The following is a 24,457-nucleotide window of genomic DNA, read 5'->3' on the forward strand; positions in this document are numbered from 1 at the left end:
TTTTCTTGATTGAAAAATATTATCGGAGTATAATCATTAATAGAAAGCTTTTTCAAAGCTTCAATCATTTATTTAAATATTTATTTTAAAATAGGAGTTAAAAATGAAAAAAAATAATATTAAATACGTTCTTATACCAGCATTTGCAGCTGCTGCACTATTCCCTGTTTTAGCTAACGATAATCAAGCAAAAGCTAATGAGGATAAATTTACTACAACTTCAACTGTAAGTAAACCAGAAACTACTAGCAAAAAACCTGCTAATATTCCAACTACTAACAATGTTGCAGAAACAACAGCTACTACTCCTGCTAGTCCATCTAACAATGTAGAGCAAGTTCCAGCAGCTAAAATTGAGTCGACTAATAGTACAAATGTTATTAACAACGAAACTGTTAATCCAAAAGTTCCATTTACTGTAGCTGAATACAAGCAAAAAAGTGCTTTAGAACTTGCTCAATTAATTCGTGAGAAAAAAGTTACTAGTACAGAACTTGTTGACTTAGCTTACAAAGTCATTGCAGAAGAGAATCCTAAATTAAATGCAGTTCTAACAACTGAAAATGGAAAAATTCCTAAAGCTATTGTTGATGAAGCATATAGAACTGCTAAAGAAATTGACAATCGTATTAGTGCAGGGAAACTAGCTGCTAACCCTGTTGATTGGAAAGCCCAACCATTTTTAGGTGTACCTGCTTTAATTAAAGGTCTGGATCAATTAAAAAATGGTGACTATACTAATGGTGTATATCTGAACAAAGGTAAAATTGCTGATGAAAGTGGTCCTGTGGCAAAAGAATTTGCTAAACTAGGTTTTGTTATACTTGGTCAAACTAACTACCCAGAACTAGGTACTAGAAATATCACAGATTCTAAATTATTTGGACCTGCTGGTAATCCATGGGATCCTAGCCGTAATAGTGGAGGATCTTCAGGAGGAAGTGCCGGTGCTGTAGCTAGTGGTATGGTACCTATAGCTAGTGGTAGTGATGCGGGAGGATCAATCCGTATTCCTTCTTCATGGACTGGACTTATCGGTCTAAAACCAACTGGTCACGTTGTTAAATTCCCTCTTGTAAAAACTATTGAAGATGCTAAAGCTTACTTCGAAAAAACTGAATTAAGCAAACCAAAAACATTAGTAGAACCACCAAAAGATTTGAAAAAATTAAAAATAGCCTACACCCTTAAAACTCCACTTAAAGATCTTGAATTAAGTGAAGTTGGTAAAAAAGCTATTCTAGAGACAGTAGACTTCCTAAGAAAAGAAGGATTTACTGTTGAAGAGGTTAAAGAATTTCCTATCGATGGATATGAAGGAATTAAAACATACACTGTAGGTGGTATTGGAGAAGAAAGTTATGTTGCAGCTGTTAAAAACGTAACAGAAGAAAACAAACGTCAACTAGATCCTACAACTTACGGATTAGGAACTTCTTCATATATGGGACCAAATGCAAATACTGATGTTTCTTCAGTAAAACCACTATCTACATTTATAGATCAAATGAATGCGTTTTATAAAAAATACGATTTATTCTTAGTTCCAACTAACGCAGTCACTGCTCCATCTAACGATAAAAAAGTAGATCCATATATAGAGCCAGATATTGCAGAACAACTATATAACATTAACAAGATTAAAGATCCAAAAGAAAGATTTAATTTATTAACTAAACAATGGTTACCAATGACAAGACGTTCTCCATATACTTGGGTATTTAACTTATCTGGAAATCCTGCGATTTCACTACCAACATATCTAAGTGATAAAAATCTACCATTTGGTGTAATGTTCGCAGCAAAAGACAATTCAGAAAAAGTTCTTTTAGAGATTGGTCAATACTTCCAAGATAGACACCAATTCAAAATGAATCCAAGTATTAGAAGTACAACTGCATCAGAAAATGGAATCAAAGCAGGAGAACTTGAAATCAGAACTAAATTTGAATACACAGTTCCTACTTACGCACCTACTGTTTCAGAATCATCAACATCTAAGATTAACAATGAAACAAGTACTATTCCTGCTAAATCTGAAGAATCACAAACTCCAACTCCTAAAGAAGAGAATAAGTTAGCAAATATGAACACAGCAAAAGTTAATTTATCAACACCTAACACATCTAAAACTCTACCTAACACTGGAGAAAATACAAGTAGCTTCCTATCAGTAATAGGGTTAGCATTTCTTGCTCTAGTTGGATTATTAAAACGCAAAAATAATAATTAATATAAAATATTTTTTTTATAACTACGATTGATTTCTAAAAATCAGCCGTAGTTATTATTTTTTCTTTAAATCATCTCTACTTTTCTTAAATTTTATTTTATAGATTAATAAACAACATCAATATTTTTCCGTTTCATAAAATTATTTCCTTGATTGATAGCGAATATCAGAGTATAATTAAGTAGCAAAGCATATAACAGCTTATTTATTATTCATTAAATTAGGAGTCAAAAATGAAAAAGAAAAATCTAAAATACGTTCTTATACCAGCATTTGCAGCTACTACGCTATTTCCTGTCTTAGCAAATGACAACCAAGCTCATGCTAATGAGAACAGTGATACAGTATCTGCACCAGTTAATAATACAGCTAGCAATAACGGAACTTCAACTACTGAAACCCCAACTTCTAACACTGCTACAAATTCATCTTCAACTACAGATGTTAAGCCTAATGTAGCCAGTAATAATAGTGAGGTTTCTACTACTAATACTGAAGAAAACACATCTTCTAAACCTACAATCCCATTTACTGTAGCAGAGTATAAACAAAAAAGTGCTCTTGAACTTGCTAAACTAATTCGTGAGAAAAAAGTAACAAGTACAGAGTTAGTTGATTTAGCATATAAAGTTATCGCAGAAGAAAATCCTAAATTAAACGCTGTACTTACTACTGAAAATGGAAAAATTCCTAAAGCTATCGTTGATGAAGCATATAGAACTGCTAAAGAAATAGACGAGAGAGTAAAAGCAGGTAATCTTGCTGCTAATCCTGTAAATTGGGAAGAACAACCATTCTTAGGAGTTCCTACATTAATTAAAGGATTAGATTTACTAAAAGATGGTGATGCTTCTAATGGTATCTATTTTAATAAAGGTAAAGTATCTAAAGGTAGTGGAGCTGTCTCAAAAGAATTCGAAAAACTTGGATTTGTAATACTTGGACAAACTAACTACCCTGAACTAGGAACTAGAAATATTACGGACTCTAAGTTATTCGGACCTGCTGGTAATCCATGGGATCCAAGTCGAAATACAGGTGGTTCTTCAGGAGGCAGTGCAGGTGCTGTAGCAAGTGGAATGGTATCAATTGCAAGCGGTAGTGACGCTGGTGGTTCAATTCGTATCCCTGCTTCATGGACAGGTTTAATTGGTTTAAAACCTACTGGGCATGTAGTAAAATTCCCTCTAGTAAAAACTATCGAAGATGCTAAGGCATATTTTGATAAAACACAAATTAGTAAACCAAAAACTCTGGAAGAAGTTCCAACTGATTTGAAAAAATTAAAAATTGCTTATACTCTTAAAACACCATTAAGAGATGTTGAATTAAGTGAAGATGGGAAAAAAGCTGTTCTTAAAGCTGTTGATTTTCTTAGAAAATAAGGCTTCACTGTAGAAGAAGTAAATGAATTCCCTATCGATGGTTACGAAGGAATCAGAACCTACACTATCGGAGCCATTGGTGGTGCATATACTGCTCCTGCAAAAGTAGCTACCGAAGAGAATAAACGCGATTTAGATCCTGCTACTTATGCTTTAGGTACATCTGCGACTAGAGGAAAAACTGCTAACACTGATATTTCTTCTGCAAAACCAATGTCGGAATATATAAATCAAATGAACGAGTTCTATAAAAAATATGATTTATTCTTAATGGCAACAAATGCTGTTACAGCTCCATCAAATGATAAAAAAGTAGATCCTTATGTAGATCCAGAAGTTGAAGAAAAACTTTATAATATTAATAAAATAAAAGATCCAAAAGAGAGATTCAATCTACTTGTAAAACAATGGGAACCAATGATGAAACGTACTCCATTTACATGGTTATTCAACTTAACAGGTAATCCTGCTATATCTTTACCAGTTTATAAGAGTGAAAATAATCTTCCTCTTGGGGTTATGTTTGCTGCTAAGAATAATTCAGAAAAAATACTTCTTGAAATGGGACAATTATTCCAAGATAATAATCAATTCATAATGCACCCAAACATTAGAAAAACAGTTGTTTCGGAAACTGGAAATAAAGTAAGAGAAAATGAATATGGTACAAAATATGAATATTCAGTTCCTACTGATGTTCCTGTTGCTGAGGTTCTTAAACCTTTTACTGTAAAAGTTGACGGACTTTCTGAAAATGGTAATAAAGTAGTTGTTGATAATGACGGTAATGTTTCTGAGTTCAACACTCCTGCTGACGCTCCTGTTGCTGAGGCTCTTAAACCTTTCACTGGCAAAGTTGACGGACTTTCTGAAAACAGCAATAAAGTAGTCGTTGATAATGACGGTAATGTTTCTGAGTTCAACACTCCTGCTGATGCTCCTGTTGCTGAGGCTCTTAAACCTTTCACTGGCAAAGTTGACGGACTTTCTGAAAACAGCAATAAAGTAGTCGTTGATAAAGATGGAAATATTTCTGAATTCAACACTCCTGCTGACGCTCCTACTTCTGAAGCTCTTAAACCTTTCACTGGCAAAGTTGACAGACTTTCTGAAAATGGTAATAAAGTAGTTGTTGATAATGATGGCAATGTTTCTGAATTCAACACTCCTGATAACGCTCCTGTTTCTGATGCTCTTAAACCTTTCACTGGTAAGATTGATGGACTTTCTGAAAATGGTAATAAAGTAGTAGTAGATAAGGATGGAAATGTTTCTGAGTTCAACACTGCAGCTGATGCTCCTATGATTGAGACCCTTAAACCTTTCACTGGTAAAGTTAATGGACTTTCTGAAAATGGTAATAAAGTAGTAGTAGATAAGGATGGAAATGTTTCTGAGTTCAACACTGTAGCTGATGCTCCTGTTACCGAAGCTCTTAAACCTTTCACTGGTAAAATTGATGGACTTTCTGAAAATGGTAATAAAGTAGTAGTAGATAAGGATGGAAATGTTTCTGAATTCAACACTGCAGCCGATGCTCCTGTTACCGAAGCTCTTAAACCTTTCACTGGTAAAGTTGACGTACTTTCTGAAAATGGTAATAAAGTAGTTGTCGGAAAAGATGGCAATGTTTTTGAATTCAATACTCCTGATGACGCTCCTGTTACTGCAGCTCTTAAACCTTTCACTGGTAAAGTCAATGAACTTTCAACAAGTGGAAATAAAGTTATTGTCGATAAAAATGGTAATGTTTCTGAATTTAGAAACCCAGAAAAAGCACCTAGTGTTCCAAAGCTTCCAGAACTAACTATCAACAACGAAACAACAACTGTTGTAATTAAATCAAAAGATCAAAATATCAGTGTAGAACTAAATTCTAACCATACTGAAGAAATCAGTTTTAAAGCAACTGATATTACTAATAAAATAGATTTAGAAGAATTAAAAGCAAAAATAATAAATGATAAAAATAATGAAATTAATAATAAAGATAAAATTTCATCTATTAGAGTTGTTGATTTAGAATTAAAAAAAGATAATAAAACAGTTAAACTAAATGTACCAAGAACAGTTCACATAGCTTTACTTCAGAATGAGCAAGATAAAGAAATACTTGTATATCACTTAAAAGATGATAATTCTATTGAATTAATACCTTCAAGTACTACAGGTGGAAATTTACAATTTACTGTAAATCACTTTAGTAAGTTTGCTATTATAGCAAAAATTAAAACAGCATTAGCATCTAATGAAAAAGATATTAATACTTCTGCAGTACAAGAAGAGAAAAAATTCACAGTTATAAATGCAAAAGGAGCAAAATCAGCTCCTAAAAACGCACCAAAAACACTTCCTAAAACTGGAGAAACTACTAATAAAGCTTTAACTTTATTGGGAATTTCATTATTCGCTGCAACTATACTATTAAAACGTAGAAAAAATAGCTAATACACTTTTACCTCGGAGATAAAGCATTTTATCTCCGAGGTATCTCTTTAAAATTATAAAAAAAAGATATAGTTCAAATAAAATGAACTATATCTTTTTCTTTACTTTCCAGATACTTTCAGACGAGCACAAGCTTTAGCTAAAGCCAGTTCTGCACGTCTTACATCAAGACTATCTTCTTTTTTAGCAAGACGATCTTCTGCACGTTGTAATGCTCTTTGAGCACGTTCAACGTCAATATCTTTATCTAATTCTGCTGTTTGAACTATAATAGTTACTTCGCCTTTATGTGTTTCCACAAATCCTTCACTTACAGCTAAATATTCTTCTCTGCCATCAGGAAAAACTACTTTTAATGGTCCCACTTTTAATGATGCAACCATTGGAACGTGGTTGGCCATTACCCCAACTTGTCCACTCGTAGTCCCTAATACAACCATAGAAGCCTCTTTTGCGCTATAAGCTTCTCCATTAGGAGTAACAATGCTTACACTTAAAGTATTCATTTATTTACCTCCTATTTGTATTATACTTCTACTCCTAGTTTACGAGCTTTTTCTAATACGTCTTCAATTCCACCAACTAGACGGAATGCATCTTCTGGGATATGGTCATATTTACCATCTAAGATTCCTTTGAATGCTTCTACTGATTCAGATACTGGAACATATGATCCAGGTTGACCAGTAAATTGTTCTGCTACGTGGAAGTTTTGAGATAAGAAGAATTGAACACGACGTGCTCTATCAACTGTTTTCTTATCTTCATCACTTAACTCGTCCATACCTAAGATAGCGATAATATCTTGTAATTCACGATATTTTTGAAGAGTTCTTTGAATTCTAGTCGCAACTTGATAGTGTTCTTCTCCTACGATTTCTGGAGCTAATGCTCTTGATGTAGAAGCTAATGGGTCAACGGCTGGATAGATACCCATCTCTGTTAATGAACGCTCAAGGTTTGTTGTTGCATCTAAGTGAGCGAATGTTGTAGCTGGAGCCGGGTCAGTATAGTCATCGGCTGGTACATAGATCGCTTGAATAGATGTAACAGATCCTTTTTTAGTTGATGTAATACGTTCTTGTAAACGTCCCATCTCAGTAGCAAGTGTTGGTTGGTAACCAACGGCTGAAGGCATACGTCCTAATAACGCAGAAACCTCAGAACCTGCTTGTGTGAAACGGAAGATGTTATCGATGAATAGAAGTACGTCTTGTCCTTCTTCATCACGGAAGTATTCCGCCATTGTTAATCCTGTTAATGCTACACGCATACGAGCACCAGGCGGTTCGTTCATTTGTCCGAATACCATGGCTGTTTTGTTAATAACACCAGAATCTTTCATTTCGTAGTAAAGGTCATTACCTTCACGAGTACGTTCACCTACACCAGTGAATACAGAAAGACCACCGTGTTGTTGTGCAACGTTATTGATAAGTTCTTGGATAAGAACTGTTTTACCAACTCCAGCACCACCGAAAAGACCGATTTTACCACCTTTGATATATGGTGCAAGTAAGTCGATAACTTTAATACCTGTTTCAAGAACCTCAACGTGTGTTGATAATTCTTCGAATGTAGGAGCTTCTTTATGAATTGAATCTTTACGAACTTCTGCTCCTGCTTCTTCACCGTGGTCAACTGCTTCACCTAATACGTTGAACACACGACCTAATGTGTAGTTACCAACAGGAACTGTGATTGGCGCTCCTGTATCTACTACTTCTGCTCCCCTATTTAATCCATCAGTAGATGACATCGCAATTGTTCTAACTACGTTATCACCAATTTCTAGAGAAACTTCAAGAACTAATTTTTCTTTTTTTCCATCACCTTTTTCTATAAATACTTCTAAAGCATTTAATAGATTAGGCATATGCCCTGATTCGAATTTTACGTCTACTACAGGTCCCATAACTTGGAGAATATAACCTTTATTCATATGTTGTTTGCTAACTTAATAGCTTCTCCTTTCTCATTACTATTTTGTTGCTGCTGCTCCACTTACAATCTCTGTAATTTCTTGTGTAATTGCAGCTTGTCTTGCACGATTATATTTAATCGTAAGTGTATCAATAATATTTCCTGCATTATCAGTTGAGTTTTTCATTGCTGTTTTTCTTGCAGAATGTTCACTAGCTTTACTATCTAATATACTTCCGTAAATCATACTTTCAGCATATTGTGGTAGTATTACATCTAGTACTGCTGCCTCACCAGGTTCAAATTCATAAGCTCCTGTAGGTTGCTCATCAGAATTTGCGAATTGATCTGTATTTTCTATAGGAAGAACTTTACTTTCAGTTACAACCTGTTGAATCATACTAACAAAGTGATTGTAATGTAAGTAGATTTCATCATATTCTTTATCTATGAAATAACCTACAACTTTATTAGTAATTTCCTTAACCTGTGTGAAACTTGGCTCATCTGGTATATCTCTATAACTATCAACTACATTATAGCCATTTTTTCTGAAGAATTCTGCACCATAGTTACCTATAGCTACAATTCCATACTCGCTATCATTATGTCTTTCGTTAACAGTATTAACAAAATTTCTTATGATATTAGAGTTGAATCCTCCACATAAACCACTATCACTAGTAATTACCACATAAAGAGTTTTCTTAGCTTCTCTTTTTTCTAACATAGGATGCTTGATATTAGCTCCTTTACCAAAAATTGTTCCCATCACTTCCTGCATTTTTTGCATGTAAGGATTGAATCTTTGTGTGTTAGATTGTGCTTTTAAAAGTTTAGAAGTGGAAACCATCTCCATCGCTTTTGTAATATGACTAGTTTTCTTTGTAGAATTGATTTTGTTTTTAATATCTCTTAGTGACGCCAATTAGTTCACCACCTTTACTCTACTACTTCTCATCTTAAGCAAAAGTTTTTTTGAATGCAGCGATTACTTCATCCATAACTTCTGTTGCTGGTAAGTCTTTTGTTTCTTTAATGTGCTTAACTGCTTCATTTTCATGAGCATCTAAGTACGCATATAATTCTTGTTCAAATCTGTGAATATCTTTAACTTCAACATCATCTAAGAATCCGTGCGTTAAAGCATAAAGAATCATAACTTGTTTTTCTACTGGAATTGGTTTATGTAAGTCTTGTTTTAAAACTTCAACTGTACGTTTACCACGTTCTAGTTTTTCACGAGTTGCTGGATCTAAGTCAGAACCGAATTGAGCAAAGCTTTCTAACTCACGGTAAGATGCTAAGTCAAGACGTAATGTACCTGATACTTTTTTCATAGCTTTAATTTGCGCAGATCCTCCTACCCTAGATACTGAAAGCCCTGCGTTAATCGCCGGTCTGATACCTGAGAAGAATAAATCTGATTGTAAGAAGATTTGTCCATCAGTAATTGAGATTACGTTTGTTGGAATATATGCAGAAATGTCACCTGCTTGTGTTTCTACGAATGGTAGCGCAGTGATACTTCCTCCACCAAAATCTTCATTTACACGAGCTGCACGCTCTAGAAGACGTGAGTGTAAATAGAATACGTCCCCTGGGTATGCTTCACGACCTGGTGGTCGTTTTAATAGTAATGATAACTCACGGTAAGCTGCTGCTTGTTTTGATAAGTCATCATAAACGATTACTACATCTTTACCATTAAACATAAACTCTTCTGCCATAGCAACCCCTGCATAAGGTGCAATGTAAAGAAGTGGTGCTGGTTGAGATGCTGATGCTGTAACTACGATAGTGTAGTCTAGCGCACCGTGTTCTTTAAGTGTTTCTACAACACTACGTACTGTAGATTCTTTTTGCCCAATTGCAACATAGATACAAATAACATCTTGTCCTTTTTGAGCTAAAATTGAGTCGATAGCTACTGCAGTTTTACCTGTTTGTCTATCCCCGATAATAAGCTCACGTTGTCCACGTCCAATTGGTACTAATGCATCGATCGCTTTAATACCAGTTTGGAAAGGAACTGATACAGATTTACGTCCCATAACCCCAACTGCTGGAGATTCGATTGGACGACGTTTTGTAGTATTTACTGGACCACGTCCATCAACTGGTTGTCCTAATGGATCAACTACACGTCCTATTAATTCTTCACCAACAGGAACGTCCATAACACGTCCAGTACGACGAACTTCGTCTCCCTCTTTAATATCAGTTGTTGGTCCTAAAATTACGATACCAACATTTGTGTCTTCAAGGTTTTGAGCAAGTCCCATAACCCCTGTTTTAGTGAATTCAACTAACTCACCACTCATTATTTCATTAAGACCGTATACACGAGCTATACCGTCCCCTACTTCTATAACTGTACCGACATCTGTTGACTTAACTTCAAACTGATAATTTTCTATTTGTGATTTTAGTAATGAACTAATTTCTTCAGCTCTAATAGCCATTTATGTCCCTCCTTGTTTCAACTTCTTCTAGATTGTAGAAATTTTTGACTTTATAGCGTTTAATTTTGCTCTAACACTAGCATCTACTACTTTGTTATTGTAAGTAAGTTTAAGTCCACCTAGAAGACTCTTGTCTACAAGGTTATTAAGTTCTACTTTTTCTAGTTGTAACTCATTTTTAAGTTTTTCTTTTAGATTTTCTAACTGAACTTCAGTTAGTGGCGAAGCTGATTCAACTTTTACAACAACGCTATTTGAATGTTTATTAAACAATTCAGTAAATTGCTCTAAAACAAAATTTATTAATGAGATTTGCAGATTTCCTGCTAAGATTTTCACAACATTTACAACATATTTGTTTACTCCTGCAAATGATGCTTCAATCAAGTTAATTTTTTTTATTTTTTCTAAATTAGGGTTGTTCATCAATGTAACAAAATCAGAGTTTCCATTAATAACTTTTGCAACTTCTGGTAACTCATTAGCTACTTGTTCTAATGCGTTATTTTCTTTTGCAACTTCAAATAATGAATATCCAATTTTATTAGCTAATACTGACTTACTCATTATTTCACCCCTACCTCTTTAATGACTTTATCAACATATTCACTTTGTGTTGAGTCATCTAATTCTTTTTCTAAAATTTTTGAAGCTACAAGCACTGATAAATCAGCAATTTGTCTGTTGATTTCTTCAAGCGCTCTTTTCTTCTCATCCTCAATATCTCTTTGAGCATTTACTTTTAATTGTTCTGCTTGTTTGCGAGCTTCTTCAAGAATAGCTTGTTTTTCAATCTTAGATTGTTCACGAGCATCTTCCATCATAACTTTAATTTCTTGTTGAGCATTTTTTAATTTTTCTTGATTTTCTTCAAGTAAAACTAATGCTTCTTTTTGATTTCTAGCAGCATCATCAAGTTGACCTTCAACTAATCTTTGACGCTCATCTAACATATCAATAAGTTTGTCCCAAGCAAATTTTTTCAGTAATACTAATAAGATTAACACAGCTACTATATTAATAGCCATATTTCCTAGATTAAAACCTTGATGAGAAGAGTGTTCAGTAGCTAAAAATACTAAATTTTCCATTTACTAAATGCTCCTATTCTTCATAGTTCTTTTGTTCACAGTATTATACTAAATTATTTAGCTAAGATAACGAATGAAATAACGATAGCTAAGATAGGTACTGCTTCTACAAGTGCGAATAATACGAAAGCATTAGATTTTAATCTTGACTCTAATTCTGGTTGGCGAGATACACCTTCGATAAATTTACCGAATAAAAATCCGTTACCGATACCAGCACCAACCGCTGCTAAACCTGCTGCTAAACCTGCTCCAATTAATTCTACCATAATTATATTTTCCTCCTTGGATAATAAATGAATTTTATTAATTATTAGATTTTTGCACATATAGTGCGTTTAAAAAGATTAATGTTCATCACTAATTTTATGTGATAAATAAATGAATGTTAAGACAGTAAAGATATATGCTTGGATAAGTCCTATAAATAGAGAGAATCCTTTCCATACTACTAGACCTGCCATACCAGCTATTGCACCAAAGAATCCTACTGTTGTAAGTGTAGCTAATAGTGCTAATAATATTTCACCTGCATAGATATTACCGAATAAACGCATTGAAAAAGTCATTAAATTTGTGAACTCTTCAATAACCTTGAACGGTGTAATACCTATACCTGAAGAAGTATATGTACCAAAATAGTGTTTAACTCCTTTATACTTAATTCCTGCAAAATGAGTAAAGACAATCACTAATAATGCAAGAGAGAAAGTAAATGTTGGATCCGCAGTTACAGAGTTGACATAGACTACTTCATTGTAACTAACTTCTATTAATACACCTATAGTATTTGCTACTGCAACAAGTGAAATAATTGTTAGAGCTGTTGCCCATAATCCTTTACCATATTTTTTCCAGTTAACATTACCTTTGATGACATTATCACTAACGAAATAAGCAAGTAACTCAGCTGCATTTTGACGTTTACTATCTGGTCTTAATTTAATTCTACTAGTTAGAAACATCACTATAATAAAGGTAAGCAACACTGTTATTAAAGTTGTGATTACACTAGGAATATTAACCGTTATATCATAGCCAAATAATTTGGTAATAAGATATGTATGTTTTTCCATATATTCCCCTCACCTCTTTTCTTAAGTATCTTTTATATTTCTAAATCTGTTGTAATATAAAATTAGAAATACTTAATACATATTATAATATTATTTTATAATATTTTCTAGCAATTTCTTAAATTTTATCTAAATTGTTTAAAAATATGTTGTTATTATTATGTTATTTTGTTCCGAAGATTCTGTCTCCAGCGTCTCCTAGTCCTGGTACGATATACCCATGATCATTTAGTTTTTCATCTAATCCTGCGATATAGATATCTACATCTGGATGTGCATCATGTAAAGCTTTTACACCTTCTGGTGCTGCTATTAAACACATAAATTTAATATCGTTAACTCCACGTTGTTTTAGTGAGTCAATTGCAGCAATAGCTGAACCACCAGTTGCTAACATTGGGTCAACAACGATAAAATGACGTTCTTCTGGATTATTTGGTATTTTTACAAAGTACTCATGTGGTTGAAGCGTTTCTGGATCACGATATAAACCTACGTGTCCTACTCTTGCTGATGGAATTAAATTCATTAAACCATCAACCATTCCTAATCCTGCACGAAGAATTGGAACAAAAACTATCTTTTTACCTGCAAGACGTTTACAAGTAGTAGTTTGAATTGGAGTTTCTACTTCAACATCCTCCAATGGAAGATCACGAGTAATTTCATAAGCCATTAAAGAACCTACTTCATTAGTAAGTTGTCTAAAGTCTTTAGAACCCGTTCTCTTATCTCTAATAAAAGATAATTTATGTTGGATCAATGGATGATCAAATACATGAACTTTTGACATAATTATAGTTCTCCTTTGTTATATTATTATATTTATTTTACTCTAATTATTTCATTTTAACAAGGGATATCCAAAAATATTTTACCTCCTTTAAAAATTTTTTTTTTATTAAAACTCTTATATTACTAGACTTCTATTATAGAAAATATTACAATAATAAAAACAAGATAAACGGAGACTTTACCATGCAAAGAAAAACATTTTTAGGGATATTTTTACTTACTAGTATTTTCTACTATATTATCCCACTACTTTTTTTGAAATTCTATAATGGCACTAGTGATAAAGCTGGTTTCATTTTAATATTAGTTTATGGATTCACTTCATTTGCTATAACACTATTAATATCATATTTTATTCAAAAAACTATATTTATACCCGTATTAAGTACTATTCTAGCACTTCCTTTATTTTTCATTTTTAATTCGAGTGCTCTAGTTTTAATACTTATTATATTAGTTTTTTCATTTATAGCTTATGGTCTATCATCATTATTAAAATAATTAAGGAGCGTATATGACAATATTCAAACGTAATTTAATAATAGCAACAGGTATATATTTACTTTTTTATCTTACGCCTATTTTGGCTAATCCATTTATGGCATTAAATCTATTAGAAGCGGCTTTAGTTGGAATTTTAATTTTCGGTGGATTTTATTTAAGTTATATATTTATGTACACAAATAAAAGCAGACTCGATGAACGTACCAAAAGTACAATAATTACAATTTTAGTACTATTAATAGCATTACTGATATTTTTTAATCCTTTTAAATTCCCAACAGCATTCAATATTATTATAAATAAATACTTAGCAATTCTAATTCTTTTACTTGTATTAATATTTATAATAATACTAGCGAAGAAAATGGATAATTCTGTAATTGTAATTTTACTTTTTGCTCCGTCAATTATCCAAGGATTATTTATGAGACTTTCATATAAAGCAATGCTTTTCTACGTTGCAAATCCTAACTTCAATCTATATTTAATAGCGGCTATTTTCATTGGATATTATATTTACAACAATAGGAAGTAATCAATTAAAAAGTAATAATTAATTGTTTAGATATCTCCAAATATCGAAAAAACTGATAACCTAGATCTTTATTTCTAGATTATCAGTTTATTATTTTATTAATTATCTATCTCTACCTTTAAAACTTTACCTGATACTGCATCAACAACAACATCATACTCTAATCCATTCGCACGTGCTTCAACCTCATAAACATATAATGGCATACCATTGTTTTGTGGTGCGTAATCATCTTCATACTTTGGTCTAACTTTAACAAAGTTAATGTTTTGCTCAGGAGTAGAAATAGCTTGTGCTACTATTGAACGTATTTCTTGTTGTGATTTTGCATTTTGTACATTTTGTTGAGTATTATTATTGTTATTATTTTGAACATTTGTTGATTGGTTATCACTATTTGAACCATTGTTACTATTATTGTTATTAGCAGTATTATTATTTTGAGCCGTTTGGTTTCCTACATTCATTTTAATATTAGAGTAAGCATCTTGAATTTTAATTCTTTGCGCAATTTCATATTTATCATAAGCATAAGCTCCAACTCCGCTCGTTACTACTACAGCTAACACTCCAATAATTAATGGTTTTAGAAAATTCCTCTTAGTTTTTTTAGGTTGTTCATTATATTGGTTGTCGTTTTCGATAGTTTCGACGTAAGTACCTTCAATTGTTTCGATTTCGTTGTTATTAATATTTTTTGTCATTTTTAATTTACCTCTTTTTCTTTATATTCTTAATTTTATATTTCTTTTATGAACGTTAAATGAAAATTTTATTTTTGTTCTTTTCTTTTGATATTTTTATTATATCTTCGTTTTATGAATGCTAAATGAAGATTTCACTTTTATTCTTCTCTTAAGATATTTTTATTATATCTGTGTTTTATGAATCTTAAATGAAGATTCATATTAATATATAATTTTCTGTAAAATAAAAAAGGAGTGACTCAACAAAATCGATTTTTACATTACGATTTTCGAGTCACTTTCCCTCGTTTTTTAAAGATTCACTACAAATCTTGTTCCTTTTGGATTATTATCTAAAACAGCTATTTTACCATCATGTAATTCTACTATTTTTTTCGTAATAGATAACCCTAACCCTGAAGAATTATCCTCTGTTGTAGTTCTAGATTTATCTACTTTATAAAATCTATTCCAAATATGTTTTTTCTCAGCATCGCTTATTCCTATTCCATCATCAGCAACTTCAAGAATAATTCTATTCCTTTTAGCTAAACATACTGCTACTTCTGTTTCAGCATATTTTAAGGCGTTCGATAGCAAATTATCTATCATCCTCATAATTAGCGCTTCATTAGCATATACTGTAATATTTTCCTCTATATTAATTATTAGTTTTAAATTTTTATTATCGAATAAGATTTTATAGTCTTCTATGGTATATTTTATTCGTTCCGACAAGTTTATTTCTTCTTTTGGAATCTCTAAACGACTATCTAATCTAGCTAATTCTAGTATTTGATTTATCATAGATGTCATTCTCTTACTCTGTCTTTCAATAACATCAAAGGATTCTTTCGCATCTTCTACAGAATCTGTATACTTAGCTCCATATTCACTTTCTGCCATTATTACAGAAATTGGTGTTCGAAGTTCATGCGATACATCTGAACTAAATTGACGTTCCCTTTTTGAGGAATTTTCTAATGTTTCTAACATTTCATTAAAAACTTTACCTAACTTATGCACTTCATCAGTACCGTCTTCTATAGTAATTCTTTTACTAAGGTCATTACTTTTTGCAATAGTATCAGCAGTTTCAGTCATATCTCTAACCGGTTTTAATGAACTTCTAATAATTAAATATCCACCATACATTATAACTAATATAACGAATGGACTTCCTATACTCATGATTAGTGGCAATATCCAACCATTAATATTATTAGTAATTTGTACGACTCCTCTTACATATTTTCCATTTCCTAAACGGGCCGAACTTGTTTCCGAATCATAGTAAAGATATTTATTATGATTAACATCTTTATATTCAGAAATTACTCCTAGACTAAAATCATTAACTTTGAAATTTCTAGGTACAGAACCTGCAACAAGATTACCATCTTTATCATAAACTGATAAGGCTACTCCATCTTCATATGGGGTGAACTTATCAGATCCACTTGAAATTTCAGCCACCTCTTCTATCAATTTCTTTTCACTATTTTTTTCAACAACACTATCACTAACTAAAAATGTCCCAACTATCAGTGATCCTATTAATAAAACTATAAATGTTGTGTACCATAAAGTGATTTTAAAAGTCAGCGATACTTTTCTAAATGGAAATATCGATAATTTCTTAATTTTATTTAACAAAGTATCCTAACCCCCTTTTAGTGTAAATAATAGTCTTATCTGTACCGTTATCTAATTTTTTTCTTATATTTTTAATAATAACATCTACTATATTAGAAGCCCCGTCATAATCATAATCCCAAACGTGGTTAAGAATTTGATCACGACTCAAGATACTTTCCTTATTTTTCATAAGGTATTCTAATACTTCATACTCCTTACCAGTTAAACCAATATTTTGACCATTTCTAAACACTTGTTTTTTCGAAATATCTAAAACAACATCATCAACTTGAATAACATTAGTCGCTAAACCATAGTTTCGTCTCATTAAAACTCTTATTCTAGCTAATAACTCATCAAACTCAAATGGTTTAACTATATAGTCATCAGCTCCGCTGTCAAGGCCGACAATTTTATCCGCTAATGTGTCTTTTGCTGTTAACATTATAACAGGTGTATTATTTTTACTCTCACGAAGTCTCGCTATAAACTCATAACCATCAACATTTGGCATCATTATATCAGTAATAATCAAATCGTACTCACTATAACTTACAAAATCTAAAGCTTCCCTGCCATCAAAACAACTATCTACGCTATAATTATTTTTCTTTAAGTGCTTAGTAATTATTCTATTCAAATCGCGTTCATCTTCAACAACAAGTATTTTCATAACAATCTCCTCGTACTAAATTCTACTATATTTTACTTAATTCATATGTAAATGTAAAGGTAGTGACTAAAAAATCGTGATTTAGGAGGAATCTGTTTTGCAGAGTCTCCACCTTTATAATTTAATTTACATTCTAAAACAAAAAAATGAATTTAAAATGAAAAAACGACCTAAATTAGTAATTTATAAAATCACATATCTAAGTCGCTTTCGTTACTTTTATTCACTTTCTTCTAAATTATAAAGTAATTCATATAATGCTTTTGCATCTAGTTTTTCTTTTTCTTCTTTGCTAATATCTCGAACTAATTCTCCTCGGTGAAGAACTATTATTCTGTTCCCATATTTTACCGCATCTTGAATATTGTGAGTTATCATTAAAGCTGTTAATTTCTTCTCTTCAATTTTTTGTCGAGTAAGTTCCATTATTTTTTTCTGAGTTTTTGGATCTAGTGCCGCTGTATGTTCATCAAGAAGTAAAAGTTTTGGAGTAGTCATAGTTGCCATTAAAAGTGCTATAGCTTGACGTTGACCTCCAGATAATAGACCCATTTCACTATCTAATCTATCTTCAAGACCTAAGTCTAAAGTTGCTAATAACTTTTTAAATAGTTCTCTATCTTCTTTAGTAGTTCCAGGCTTAAATCCTCTCACTTTTCCTCGACGAAGTGCTAAAGACATATTTTGTGCAACAGTCATACGAGGAGCTGTTCCATCTAAAGGATTTTGGAAAACTCTGCTGATAAATCCTGCTCTCTTATGTTCCACTATACTACTTACATCTTTTCCTTCTATTAAAATCTCACCACCATCTAGTGAAAAAGAACCAGCTAGTGCATTAAGAAAAGTTGATTTCCCCGCTCCATTTCCACCAAGAATAGTGATAAAATCACCATCTTTAATTTCTAGACTAACATTTTTTAATGCATGTTGTTCTCTAATCGTACCTGGAAAGAACGTTTTATCTATTTTATTAATTTTTATAAATGACATGATCTATACATCCTTTCTCTTAGTTTTTAATTTTAACTGAGGTAGTGTTAAGAATATAGCAATAACTAGTGCTGAAACTAATTTAAAATCATTAGCTCCAATAATATTTAATTTTAACACTCCAACTAGTAATAATCTATAAATAATCGCACCACAAATTACACATATTAATCTTGTTGTAAAAGTTACATCCTTAAAGATTACTTCTCCTATAATAATCGCTGCTAAAGCTACAACTATAACTCCAATTCCACTATTAACATCTGAATAACCATTATTTTGCGCTAAAATCGCACCAGCTAAAGAAATTATTCCATTAGCAAGCATTAATCCTAAAATCGTCATCGATTTAGTAGAAATACCTAAAGCTGTTGCCATCTTTTCATTATCTCCTGTTGCAATTAAACTCTGACCTAATTCTGTTGAAAAGAATAAAGACATAGCTAAGATAATTAATCCAGAAAGAATAATTCCAACAAGTACAGTATCATAATGAGTTGGTAAGTTTAACCCCTGAATTTTACTAAAAATCGTATCTTTATTGATTAAACTTAAATTTGGTCTTCCCATAATTCTAAGATTCACTGATAATAATGCAGTCATTGTTAGAATCCCTGCAAGTAAACTTGGTATTTTACAAACAGTAATTAAAAATCCTGTTACAAGTCCTGCTAACATTCCTGCTACTATAGAAATTAATGTAGCAATAATGGGATTAATTCCATTATGTATACAGATTACGCATACCGCAGCTCCTAATGGATACGCACCCTCAGTAGTCATATCTGCAATATTTAATACTCTAAAGCTAATAAATAATCCAAGCGATAATATTCCCCACAACATTCCTTGTGAAATCGCTGAAATAAATAAATCCATTTTACACCTCTTTTTTTATTTTTCCCCTAAATTGATATTATATAATTTAGAGCGACTCATAAACAACTATTTATAATATCGATTTTATGAGCCGCTCCTTTAATATATTTACTTCCTAAAATAGTTTGTTAATAATATAATATCAATAATGTTATTTTTTATCTACTACTTTTGCTTTATCTTTAATTTCTTTTGGAATTTCGATTCCTAATTGTTTTGCTTTTGCTTCATTTAAGTAAATTACACCCTCATTAGCAAGTACGATTGGCATATCTTTAGTATCTGCACCTTTTAATACTTTAGCAACAACTTTTGCTGTTTCAACACCGATTTGATATTGGTCAACACCTAGTCCTAAAAGTCCTCCATCAGCTACCATTGTATCTGCAGATGGGAATACTGGAATTTTCTTAGCGTCTGTTACTTTTACTACTGTTGCCATTGCACTAGCGATTGTGTTATCGATTGGTACAAAAATTGCATCAGTTTGTGAAGCAAGGCTTTCTGTTACTTGTTGAATATCATTTGTATTCGCTACTGTTGATACTTTAACTTCTAATCCTAATTCTTTAGCTAATTTTTCAGCTTCTTGAGCTTGTTTTACAGAGTTATCTTCACTTGCTGTGTAAAGAATACCAACTTTTTTCATGTTAGGTAATACTTTTTTCATGATTTCAAGTTGTTGTTTAATTGGAGTTCTATCACTAACACCAGTAATGTTGTTTCCTGGTTTATCTTCAGCTTTAATTAATCCTGCTTCAACTGGATAAGTAATACCACCCATAATGATTGGTTTATCTTTAGTTGCGTTTGATAGAGATAAAGTAGCTGGTGTTGTAATACCTACTAAAATATCGTTGTTATCTGTTACTAATTTTTGACCCATACTCGCTAAGTTACTTTGATCACCTTGAGCATTTTGAAGATCAATTTTTAAATTCTTGCCAACTTCATATCCTTCTTTTTTAAGTCCATCTTCTAAACCTTTATAAATTTGATCAAGAGCTGGGTGACTAAGTAATTGAAGTACCCCTACTTTTACCTCTTTATTATCAACTTTTTTAGTATCTTCACCTTTCTTACTAGAGAAGTAACCATAACCTAATACACAAACTAATAATACCGCAAATGCTACAAAAATTTTATTTATTTTCATTTTAATAATCTCCTTTTTTACTTTAATAATATTTTTTGTAATCAAAATTTAGAAGCGTATCTATAGAAAAAGACCACTAGCATAATATCTAGTGGTCCCTCGACATTTTTTTAATATAAAAAACCACCTAGATATTTCTATGTGGTCTCATTTTTTTCATCACAAATAATCCACATAGATACTTACTTCTCACCTGAGAGTCGTATCTATGTTAAAAAGAAACAAGATCGACTCAGTATCTAGTGGCTTTGCCAACGAATATTTAATTGTAGCGTGTCAACTTGATACAGTTTCATAAATCTTTTTTCTCCTTTACGTTTAATTCTTGTTTACATTATAGCAACAGTTTTTTTTATTGTCAAGATATTTTTCAAAAAAAATTAAAAGATTCTGACAATTTATCTAAAATTATTAATACCTTTGAATTTTTAGCTTGTAAAGAAAATAGTAAATACGAATATTTTCAAAAAAATATTAAAAAGATATTAATGGTGTTTTATGTATATTTGCTGTACTATAAAAACTAAGGTATTTTCTTAATTATTTTTGAAACTTATGAAAATAATTCGTTTTCATAGTTAAAATATATATATTTAAATATTAATACACATATATAATCTTTTAGTTCCTGTTATACCATCATTTATTATTAATTATAATAAATAGTATTTTTCATGAAAATAAAATTGAAAATATATAATTTTCATGAAAATTTACACTTGAAAATAGATTTGCTGAGGAGTATTATATATATATGTTATTAAAAAATAAAAAAGTAAGTTAGGAGAATTTTTATGGATAGCCAGATAGCTATAGAAGAAAAAGACAAATTATTTAATAAAGGATTTATAACAATTACTACAATTAATTTTATCGTATTTTTAATTTACTACTGTTTCGTAGTTATTACAGCAAAATACGCAACATCTCAACTAGGTGCTACTGCTGCTCAAGCAGGATTCGCCGCTGGTATTTATATTATCGGTACACTTATTGCCAGACTTTATATTGGGAAAAAATTAGAAATTGTTGGTCGTAAACAAATTTTACGTTTTGGAGCATTAATCTATTTAATCACAACAGCAGCTTACCTAATTTCATCTAACATTGTTATTTTAGATACTGTTCGTTTCTTAAATGGATTTGCTTATGGAACTATCTCAACTGCAGCTAATGCAATAGTTACAACTTACATTCCTAAATCTCGTAACGGTGAAGGTATCAACTACTACGGATTAAGTACAAGTTTAGCAGCTGCAATCGGACCATTTATCGGTATGTTATTACTTCCTATTACAGGATTTAATGCAGTTATTATTTTAGCAATCGTATTATCTGTAGCAGTTACAATTGCTTGTTTCTTATTCCCAGTTCAAAATATTGAATTAGACGAAAAACAAAAAGAATTACTAAACAGCTGGGCTTTAAATACATTTATTGAATACAAAGTATTATTCATCTCTACTGTAGCATTCCTAGTTGGTTTAGCTTACTCTAGTGTATTAGGATTCTTATCTATCTATGCTGATAGCTTAAACTTATCTACTGCTGGGGCATTCTTCTTTGTAGTATATGCTCTTATCGTTACAGTTACTCGTCCATTCGCAGGACGCGTATTTGATGCACGTGGTGAAAATGCAGTTATGTATCCAAGTTTTGTATTCTTAACATTAGGATTATTAATGTTAAGTTTCACAAACGGTAGCTTCATGTTATTATTCTCTGGTGCTTTAATCGGTTTAGGATATGGAACATTCATGTCAAATGGACAAGCAGTTTGTTTAAAACTTGTTGATTCTACTAAAGTAGGTATTGCATTATCTACATACTTCATTGGATTAGACCTTGGTCTTGGATTTGGACCATATGCACTAGGTACAGTTCAAGGAATCTTATCATACAGAGGAATTTACATCCTTTGTGCAATAGTAACAATTGGAGTAACTGTTCTTTACGCTATGTTCTACAAAGGTAAAGAAGTACCAGTGCTAAAAACTAAAACTAGTCGATAGTAATATTAAAAACTTTAAAAAGTAGTCCTAAATTTAGGACTACTTTTTTTATAGATATTTATTATTGATAACAAAAGGGAGTGACTCAAAAATCGTGATTTCGTAGAAATCGATTTTGTCGAGTCACCCCCGAACAGTTTATTAGATATCTAAAGAGCTTTTACAAGGCGAATTTAGATATCAATAAACCACTGCATCTATATATTATCATATGAACTTTGTTAAATTTTAAGACTTTTGAGTCAACCTCTTTTATTTTTCTGGATAACGTCTTGCGACATCAACTAACTTATCTTTTATAATCTTTTTAGGATCTTCATTAAGATGATAACACATTGCAAGAGCATAAATTAGTACGTCTGCCAGTTCATCTTTTATCTCTTGTATATCATCTCCTTCTTCGCTCCATTGAAAATGTTCTAGTAATTCTGCCGCTTCTATCGATATACTTTTAGAAAATCTTTCTAAAGTATCATACTCTCCCCAACCTCTTTTTTCTCTAAACTCAGTTATTATAGTTTTTAACTCTTCCATCTTTTTACCTTTAAATTAGGCTGTTATTTATTAAATTATTATATAAATTGTAAAATTCCACTAAACTTAGAGTTTCACTTCGTCTTCCAGGTTCAATATCACTGTCTACACAAGCATTTTGCAGATCTTGTTTCTTATCTTTACCATAACTTGAAATCAAATTATTAAGTAAAGTTTTTCTACGTTGAACGAAACATGAACGCACGAATTTAAAGAATTTGGCATCAGTCTCAAATTCGCGAGTTTCTTTTGTCATAATTTTTACAACAGCACTCTCAACATTTGGTGCAGGTACAAATACTTTCTTCGGTACAGTAAATAAATACTCAACATCTGTATAGTAATTTAATAAAATTGTTAATGAGTTATAATCTTTTGTTCCTACTTTCGCATTTAATCTATTCGCAACTTCTTTTTGCATCATAACTGCATAACCATCAATCTTTTCAGTGTTCTCAATTAAATGAGTCAAAATTGGTGTAGTAATATAGTACGGTAAGTTAGCTACTACCATAATTTTTTCACAATCTGACATCTTTTCAGCGATTATTTTATCAACATCGACTTTTAAGATATCATTATTAATAATCTCGACATTCGGATAGTCTGCAAGCGTCTCAGACAAAATCGGTAAAAGTCTACCATCAATTTCAAACGAAATTACTTTTTTGGCTTTTTTTGCTAATGCTTCTGTAAGAGAACCTATCCCAGGCCCGATTTCTATTACTCCTACATTTCCATTTACTCCAGCTCCATCAACGATTCTATTTAAGATATTCGCATCTATCAAGAAGTTTTGTCCTAAACTCTTCTTAAATGTGAATCCGTGTTTTTTTAGTATTTCAAAAGTTTTCTTAGGTGTTCCTATCATTATTTCAATCCTTTACTTATTTTTTCCATCTCATCTAATAAACGTTCTTTAGAAATATTATACATATTAAGTTTATTTAGTAGTTGTTTTGCATTAGTGTAACCTATATTTAATCTTTCACAAAGTTCTTCTCTTAGGACTTTTGACGTGGTTCCTCCTACCAAACCTAACTCTATCAATATTTCATTACTTATATCATTTTTCACCTCATCCATCGGTGTATAATGATTTTTAATAGCGGCTATAATATCTTCTTTGCTCGCAGCTTCTATTCCAATTTTCCCTTTACTATCAACGGCCTTTTTATTTGATATATATGCATGTTTTGCCGTAGGGATATTTTTTTCTATTATACTTCTAATTCTTTTTCCCGCATAATCAGGATCTGTTAAAACTATTAATCCTCTTGTTTTTTCTAAAAAGATTAATCGTTCTATTTTTTTCTTAGTAAGGGCAGAACCATTAGTTTCAAATGTATCGCAATCTATTGCTTCTTTAACCCTATTGGTATCATCTCTTCCTTCTACTAATATTATTTCTTTGATTTTCATTTTATTATC

21 protein-coding genes and 1 pseudogene are annotated in these 24,457 nt (G+C 31.6%); 4 read left to right on the top strand and 18 right to left on the bottom strand.

Annotation, left to right across the window (positions count from 1 at the left end; translation table 11 throughout):
* Window positions 1-103: 103 nt before the first annotated feature.
* Complete coding sequence (locus PNO30_RS03085; protein WP_271965946.1) at window positions 104-2,233, top strand: amidase family protein; 2,130 nt, start codon at window positions 104-106, stop codon at window positions 2,231-2,233.
* 233 nt (window positions 2,234-2,466) lie between these two features.
* Window positions 2,467-6,066, top strand: a pseudogene (locus PNO30_RS08965) (amidase family protein).
* 101 nt (window positions 6,067-6,167) lie between these two features.
* Here PNO30_RS08965 and PNO30_RS03100 read toward each other — a convergent pair.
* The 9 genes from PNO30_RS03100 to upp all read right to left on the bottom strand — a co-directional run bounded on the left by PNO30_RS03100 (window position 6,168) and on the right by upp (window position 13,414).
* Window positions 6,168-6,572: a F0F1 ATP synthase subunit epsilon gene (locus tag PNO30_RS03100; protein ID WP_271987124.1), complete on the bottom strand. Its 405-nt coding sequence runs from the start codon at window positions 6,570-6,572 to the stop codon at window positions 6,168-6,170.
* Between the two features lie 20 nt (window positions 6,573-6,592).
* Window positions 6,593-8,008 carry a F0F1 ATP synthase subunit beta gene (gene atpD / locus PNO30_RS03105; protein WP_003147221.1) on the bottom strand — a complete coding sequence of 472 codons (1,416 nt, stop codon included), beginning with the start codon at window positions 8,006-8,008 and terminating at the stop codon, window positions 6,593-6,595.
* Between the two features lie 39 nt (window positions 8,009-8,047).
* Complete coding sequence (atpG, locus tag PNO30_RS03110) at window positions 8,048-8,917, bottom strand: ATP synthase F1 subunit gamma (RefSeq protein ID WP_102170359.1); 870 nt, start codon at window positions 8,915-8,917, stop codon at window positions 8,048-8,050.
* A gap of 34 nt (window positions 8,918-8,951) precedes the next feature.
* Entirely contained in the window at window positions 8,952-10,454 is a 1,503-nt protein-coding gene (gene atpA, locus PNO30_RS03115) for a F0F1 ATP synthase subunit alpha (protein WP_003147223.1), read from the bottom strand.
* Window positions 10,455-10,481: 27 nt separating this feature from the next.
* Complete coding sequence (gene atpH, locus PNO30_RS03120; RefSeq protein WP_003147225.1) at window positions 10,482-11,021, bottom strand: ATP synthase F1 subunit delta; 540 nt, start codon at window positions 11,019-11,021, stop codon at window positions 10,482-10,484.
* On the bottom strand, window positions 11,021-11,545 hold the full coding sequence (gene atpF, locus PNO30_RS03125) for a F0F1 ATP synthase subunit B (RefSeq protein WP_271987125.1): 525 nt from the start codon (window positions 11,543-11,545) through the stop codon (window positions 11,021-11,023). Before atpF ends, atpH begins: the two co-directional genes overlap by 1 nt.
* Before the next feature lie 53 nt (window positions 11,546-11,598).
* Window positions 11,599-11,814: a F0F1 ATP synthase subunit C gene (gene atpE / locus PNO30_RS03130; RefSeq protein ID WP_003143965.1), complete on the bottom strand. Its 216-nt coding sequence runs from the start codon at window positions 11,812-11,814 to the stop codon at window positions 11,599-11,601.
* Between the two features lie 78 nt (window positions 11,815-11,892).
* Window positions 11,893-12,621 (bottom strand): F0F1 ATP synthase subunit A, encoded by a 729-nt coding sequence (gene atpB / locus PNO30_RS03135; RefSeq protein ID WP_271987126.1) that lies wholly within the window; start codon window positions 12,619-12,621, stop codon window positions 11,893-11,895.
* A gap of 163 nt (window positions 12,622-12,784) precedes the next feature.
* Window positions 12,785-13,414, bottom strand: a complete 630-nt coding sequence (gene upp / locus PNO30_RS03140) for a uracil phosphoribosyltransferase (protein WP_271965957.1) — start codon at window positions 13,412-13,414, stop codon at window positions 12,785-12,787.
* A gap of 516 nt (window positions 13,415-13,930) precedes the next feature.
* On the opposite strand from upp, the gene PNO30_RS03145 reads away from it, so the two are divergent.
* Complete coding sequence (locus PNO30_RS03145) at window positions 13,931-14,455, top strand: hypothetical protein (protein WP_271987127.1); 525 nt, start codon at window positions 13,931-13,933, stop codon at window positions 14,453-14,455.
* Window positions 14,456-14,553: 98 nt separating this feature from the next.
* Here the strand turns inward: PNO30_RS03145 and PNO30_RS03150 are convergent, their stop codons facing one another.
* The 6 genes from PNO30_RS03150 to trpX all read right to left on the bottom strand — a co-directional run bounded on the left by PNO30_RS03150 (window position 14,554) and on the right by trpX (window position 20,480).
* Complete coding sequence (locus tag PNO30_RS03150; RefSeq protein ID WP_271987128.1) at window positions 14,554-15,159, bottom strand: PepSY domain-containing protein; 606 nt, start codon at window positions 15,157-15,159, stop codon at window positions 14,554-14,556.
* A 294-nt stretch (window positions 15,160-15,453) separates the two neighbouring features.
* Window positions 15,454-16,797 carry a sensor histidine kinase gene (locus PNO30_RS03155; RefSeq protein ID WP_271987129.1) on the bottom strand — a complete coding sequence of 448 codons (1,344 nt, stop codon included), beginning with the start codon at window positions 16,795-16,797 and terminating at the stop codon, window positions 15,454-15,456.
* Entirely contained in the window at window positions 16,787-17,452 is a 666-nt protein-coding gene (locus tag PNO30_RS03160; protein WP_271987130.1) for a response regulator transcription factor, read from the bottom strand. Before PNO30_RS03160 ends, PNO30_RS03155 begins: the two co-directional genes overlap by 11 nt.
* Before the next feature lie 219 nt (window positions 17,453-17,671).
* Entirely contained in the window at window positions 17,672-18,445 is a 774-nt protein-coding gene (locus PNO30_RS03165; RefSeq protein WP_271965964.1) for an ABC transporter ATP-binding protein, read from the bottom strand.
* Between the two features lie 3 nt (window positions 18,446-18,448).
* Window positions 18,449-19,324 carry an ABC transporter permease gene (locus PNO30_RS03170; protein WP_271987131.1) on the bottom strand — a complete coding sequence of 292 codons (876 nt, stop codon included), beginning with the start codon at window positions 19,322-19,324 and terminating at the stop codon, window positions 18,449-18,451.
* Between the two features lie 151 nt (window positions 19,325-19,475).
* Window positions 19,476-20,480: a tryptophan ABC transporter substrate-binding protein gene (gene trpX / locus PNO30_RS03175; protein ID WP_003147243.1), complete on the bottom strand. Its 1,005-nt coding sequence runs from the start codon at window positions 20,478-20,480 to the stop codon at window positions 19,476-19,478.
* A 794-nt stretch (window positions 20,481-21,274) separates the two neighbouring features.
* On the opposite strand from trpX, the gene PNO30_RS03180 reads away from it, so the two are divergent.
* Entirely contained in the window at window positions 21,275-22,492 is a 1,218-nt protein-coding gene (locus PNO30_RS03180) for an MFS transporter (RefSeq protein WP_271965967.1), read from the top strand.
* A gap of 252 nt (window positions 22,493-22,744) precedes the next feature.
* On the opposite strand, the gene PNO30_RS03185 is transcribed toward PNO30_RS03180, so the two are convergent.
* The 3 genes from PNO30_RS03185 to rnmV are packed head-to-tail and all read right to left on the bottom strand — an operon-like array spanning window position 22,745 to window position 24,448.
* The gene (locus PNO30_RS03185; protein ID WP_271965968.1) at window positions 22,745-23,026 is read right to left on the bottom strand and encodes a nucleotide pyrophosphohydrolase; all 282 of its coding nucleotides are present in this window, start codon (window positions 23,024-23,026) and stop codon (window positions 22,745-22,747) included.
* Between the two features lie 10 nt (window positions 23,027-23,036).
* Complete coding sequence (rsmA, locus tag PNO30_RS03190) at window positions 23,037-23,897, bottom strand: 16S rRNA (adenine(1518)-N(6)/adenine(1519)-N(6))-dimethyltransferase RsmA (protein ID WP_271965969.1); 861 nt, start codon at window positions 23,895-23,897, stop codon at window positions 23,037-23,039.
* Window positions 23,897-24,448, bottom strand: a complete 552-nt coding sequence (gene rnmV / locus PNO30_RS03195) for a ribonuclease M5 (protein ID WP_271987134.1) — start codon at window positions 24,446-24,448, stop codon at window positions 23,897-23,899. The genes rsmA and rnmV overlap by 1 nt, the downstream gene beginning before the upstream one ends.
* Window positions 24,449-24,457: the final 9 nt, after the last annotated feature.

Origin of the sequence: Gemella haemolysans (assembly GCF_028308085.1) — a bacterium.
GTDB lineage: Bacteria > Bacillota > Bacilli > Staphylococcales > Gemellaceae > Gemella > Gemella haemolysans_D.

Excerpts from the sequence above, each read along its gene's own strand:
- PNO30_RS03085 (WP_271965946.1), top strand. The coding sequence starts at position 104 with ATGAAAAAAAATAATATTAAATACGTTCTTATACCAGCATTTGCAGCT.
- PNO30_RS03100 (WP_271987124.1), bottom strand. The coding sequence starts at position 6,572 with ATGAATACTTTAAGTGTAAGCATTGTTACTCCTAATGGAGAAGCTTAT.
- atpD (WP_003147221.1), bottom strand. The coding sequence starts at position 8,008 with ATGAATAAAGGTTATATTCTCCAAGTTATGGGACCTGTAGTAGACGTA.
- atpA (WP_003147223.1), bottom strand. The coding sequence starts at position 10,454 with ATGGCTATTAGAGCTGAAGAAATTAGTTCATTACTAAAATCACAAATA.
- atpH (WP_003147225.1), bottom strand. The coding sequence starts at position 11,021 with ATGAGTAAGTCAGTATTAGCTAATAAAATTGGATATTCATTATTTGAA.
- atpF (WP_271987125.1), bottom strand. The coding sequence starts at position 11,545 with ATGGAAAATTTAGTATTTTTAGCTACTGAACACTCTTCTCATCAAGGT.
- atpE (WP_003143965.1), bottom strand. The coding sequence starts at position 11,814 with ATGGTAGAATTAATTGGAGCAGGTTTAGCAGCAGGTTTAGCAGCGGTT.
- atpB (WP_271987126.1), bottom strand. The coding sequence starts at position 12,621 with ATGGAAAAACATACATATCTTATTACCAAATTATTTGGCTATGATATA.
- upp (WP_271965957.1), bottom strand. The coding sequence starts at position 13,414 with ATGTCAAAAGTTCATGTATTTGATCATCCATTGATCCAACATAAATTA.
- PNO30_RS03145 (WP_271987127.1), top strand. The coding sequence starts at position 13,931 with ATGACAATATTCAAACGTAATTTAATAATAGCAACAGGTATATATTTA.
- PNO30_RS03150 (WP_271987128.1), bottom strand. The coding sequence starts at position 15,159 with ATGACAAAAAATATTAATAACAACGAAATCGAAACAATTGAAGGTACT.
- PNO30_RS03160 (WP_271987130.1), bottom strand. The coding sequence starts at position 17,452 with ATGAAAATACTTGTTGTTGAAGATGAACGCGATTTGAATAGAATAATT.
- PNO30_RS03165 (WP_271965964.1), bottom strand. The coding sequence starts at position 18,445 with ATGTCATTTATAAAAATTAATAAAATAGATAAAACGTTCTTTCCAGGT.
- PNO30_RS03170 (WP_271987131.1), bottom strand. The coding sequence starts at position 19,324 with ATGGATTTATTTATTTCAGCGATTTCACAAGGAATGTTGTGGGGAATA.
- trpX (WP_003147243.1), bottom strand. The coding sequence starts at position 20,480 with ATGAAAATAAATAAAATTTTTGTAGCATTTGCGGTATTATTAGTTTGT.
- PNO30_RS03180 (WP_271965967.1), top strand. The coding sequence starts at position 21,275 with ATGGATAGCCAGATAGCTATAGAAGAAAAAGACAAATTATTTAATAAA.
- PNO30_RS03185 (WP_271965968.1), bottom strand. The coding sequence starts at position 23,026 with ATGGAAGAGTTAAAAACTATAATAACTGAGTTTAGAGAAAAAAGAGGT.
- rsmA (WP_271965969.1), bottom strand. The coding sequence starts at position 23,897 with ATGATAGGAACACCTAAGAAAACTTTTGAAATACTAAAAAAACACGGA.
- rnmV (WP_271987134.1), bottom strand. The coding sequence starts at position 24,448 with ATGAAAATCAAAGAAATAATATTAGTAGAAGGAAGAGATGATACCAAT.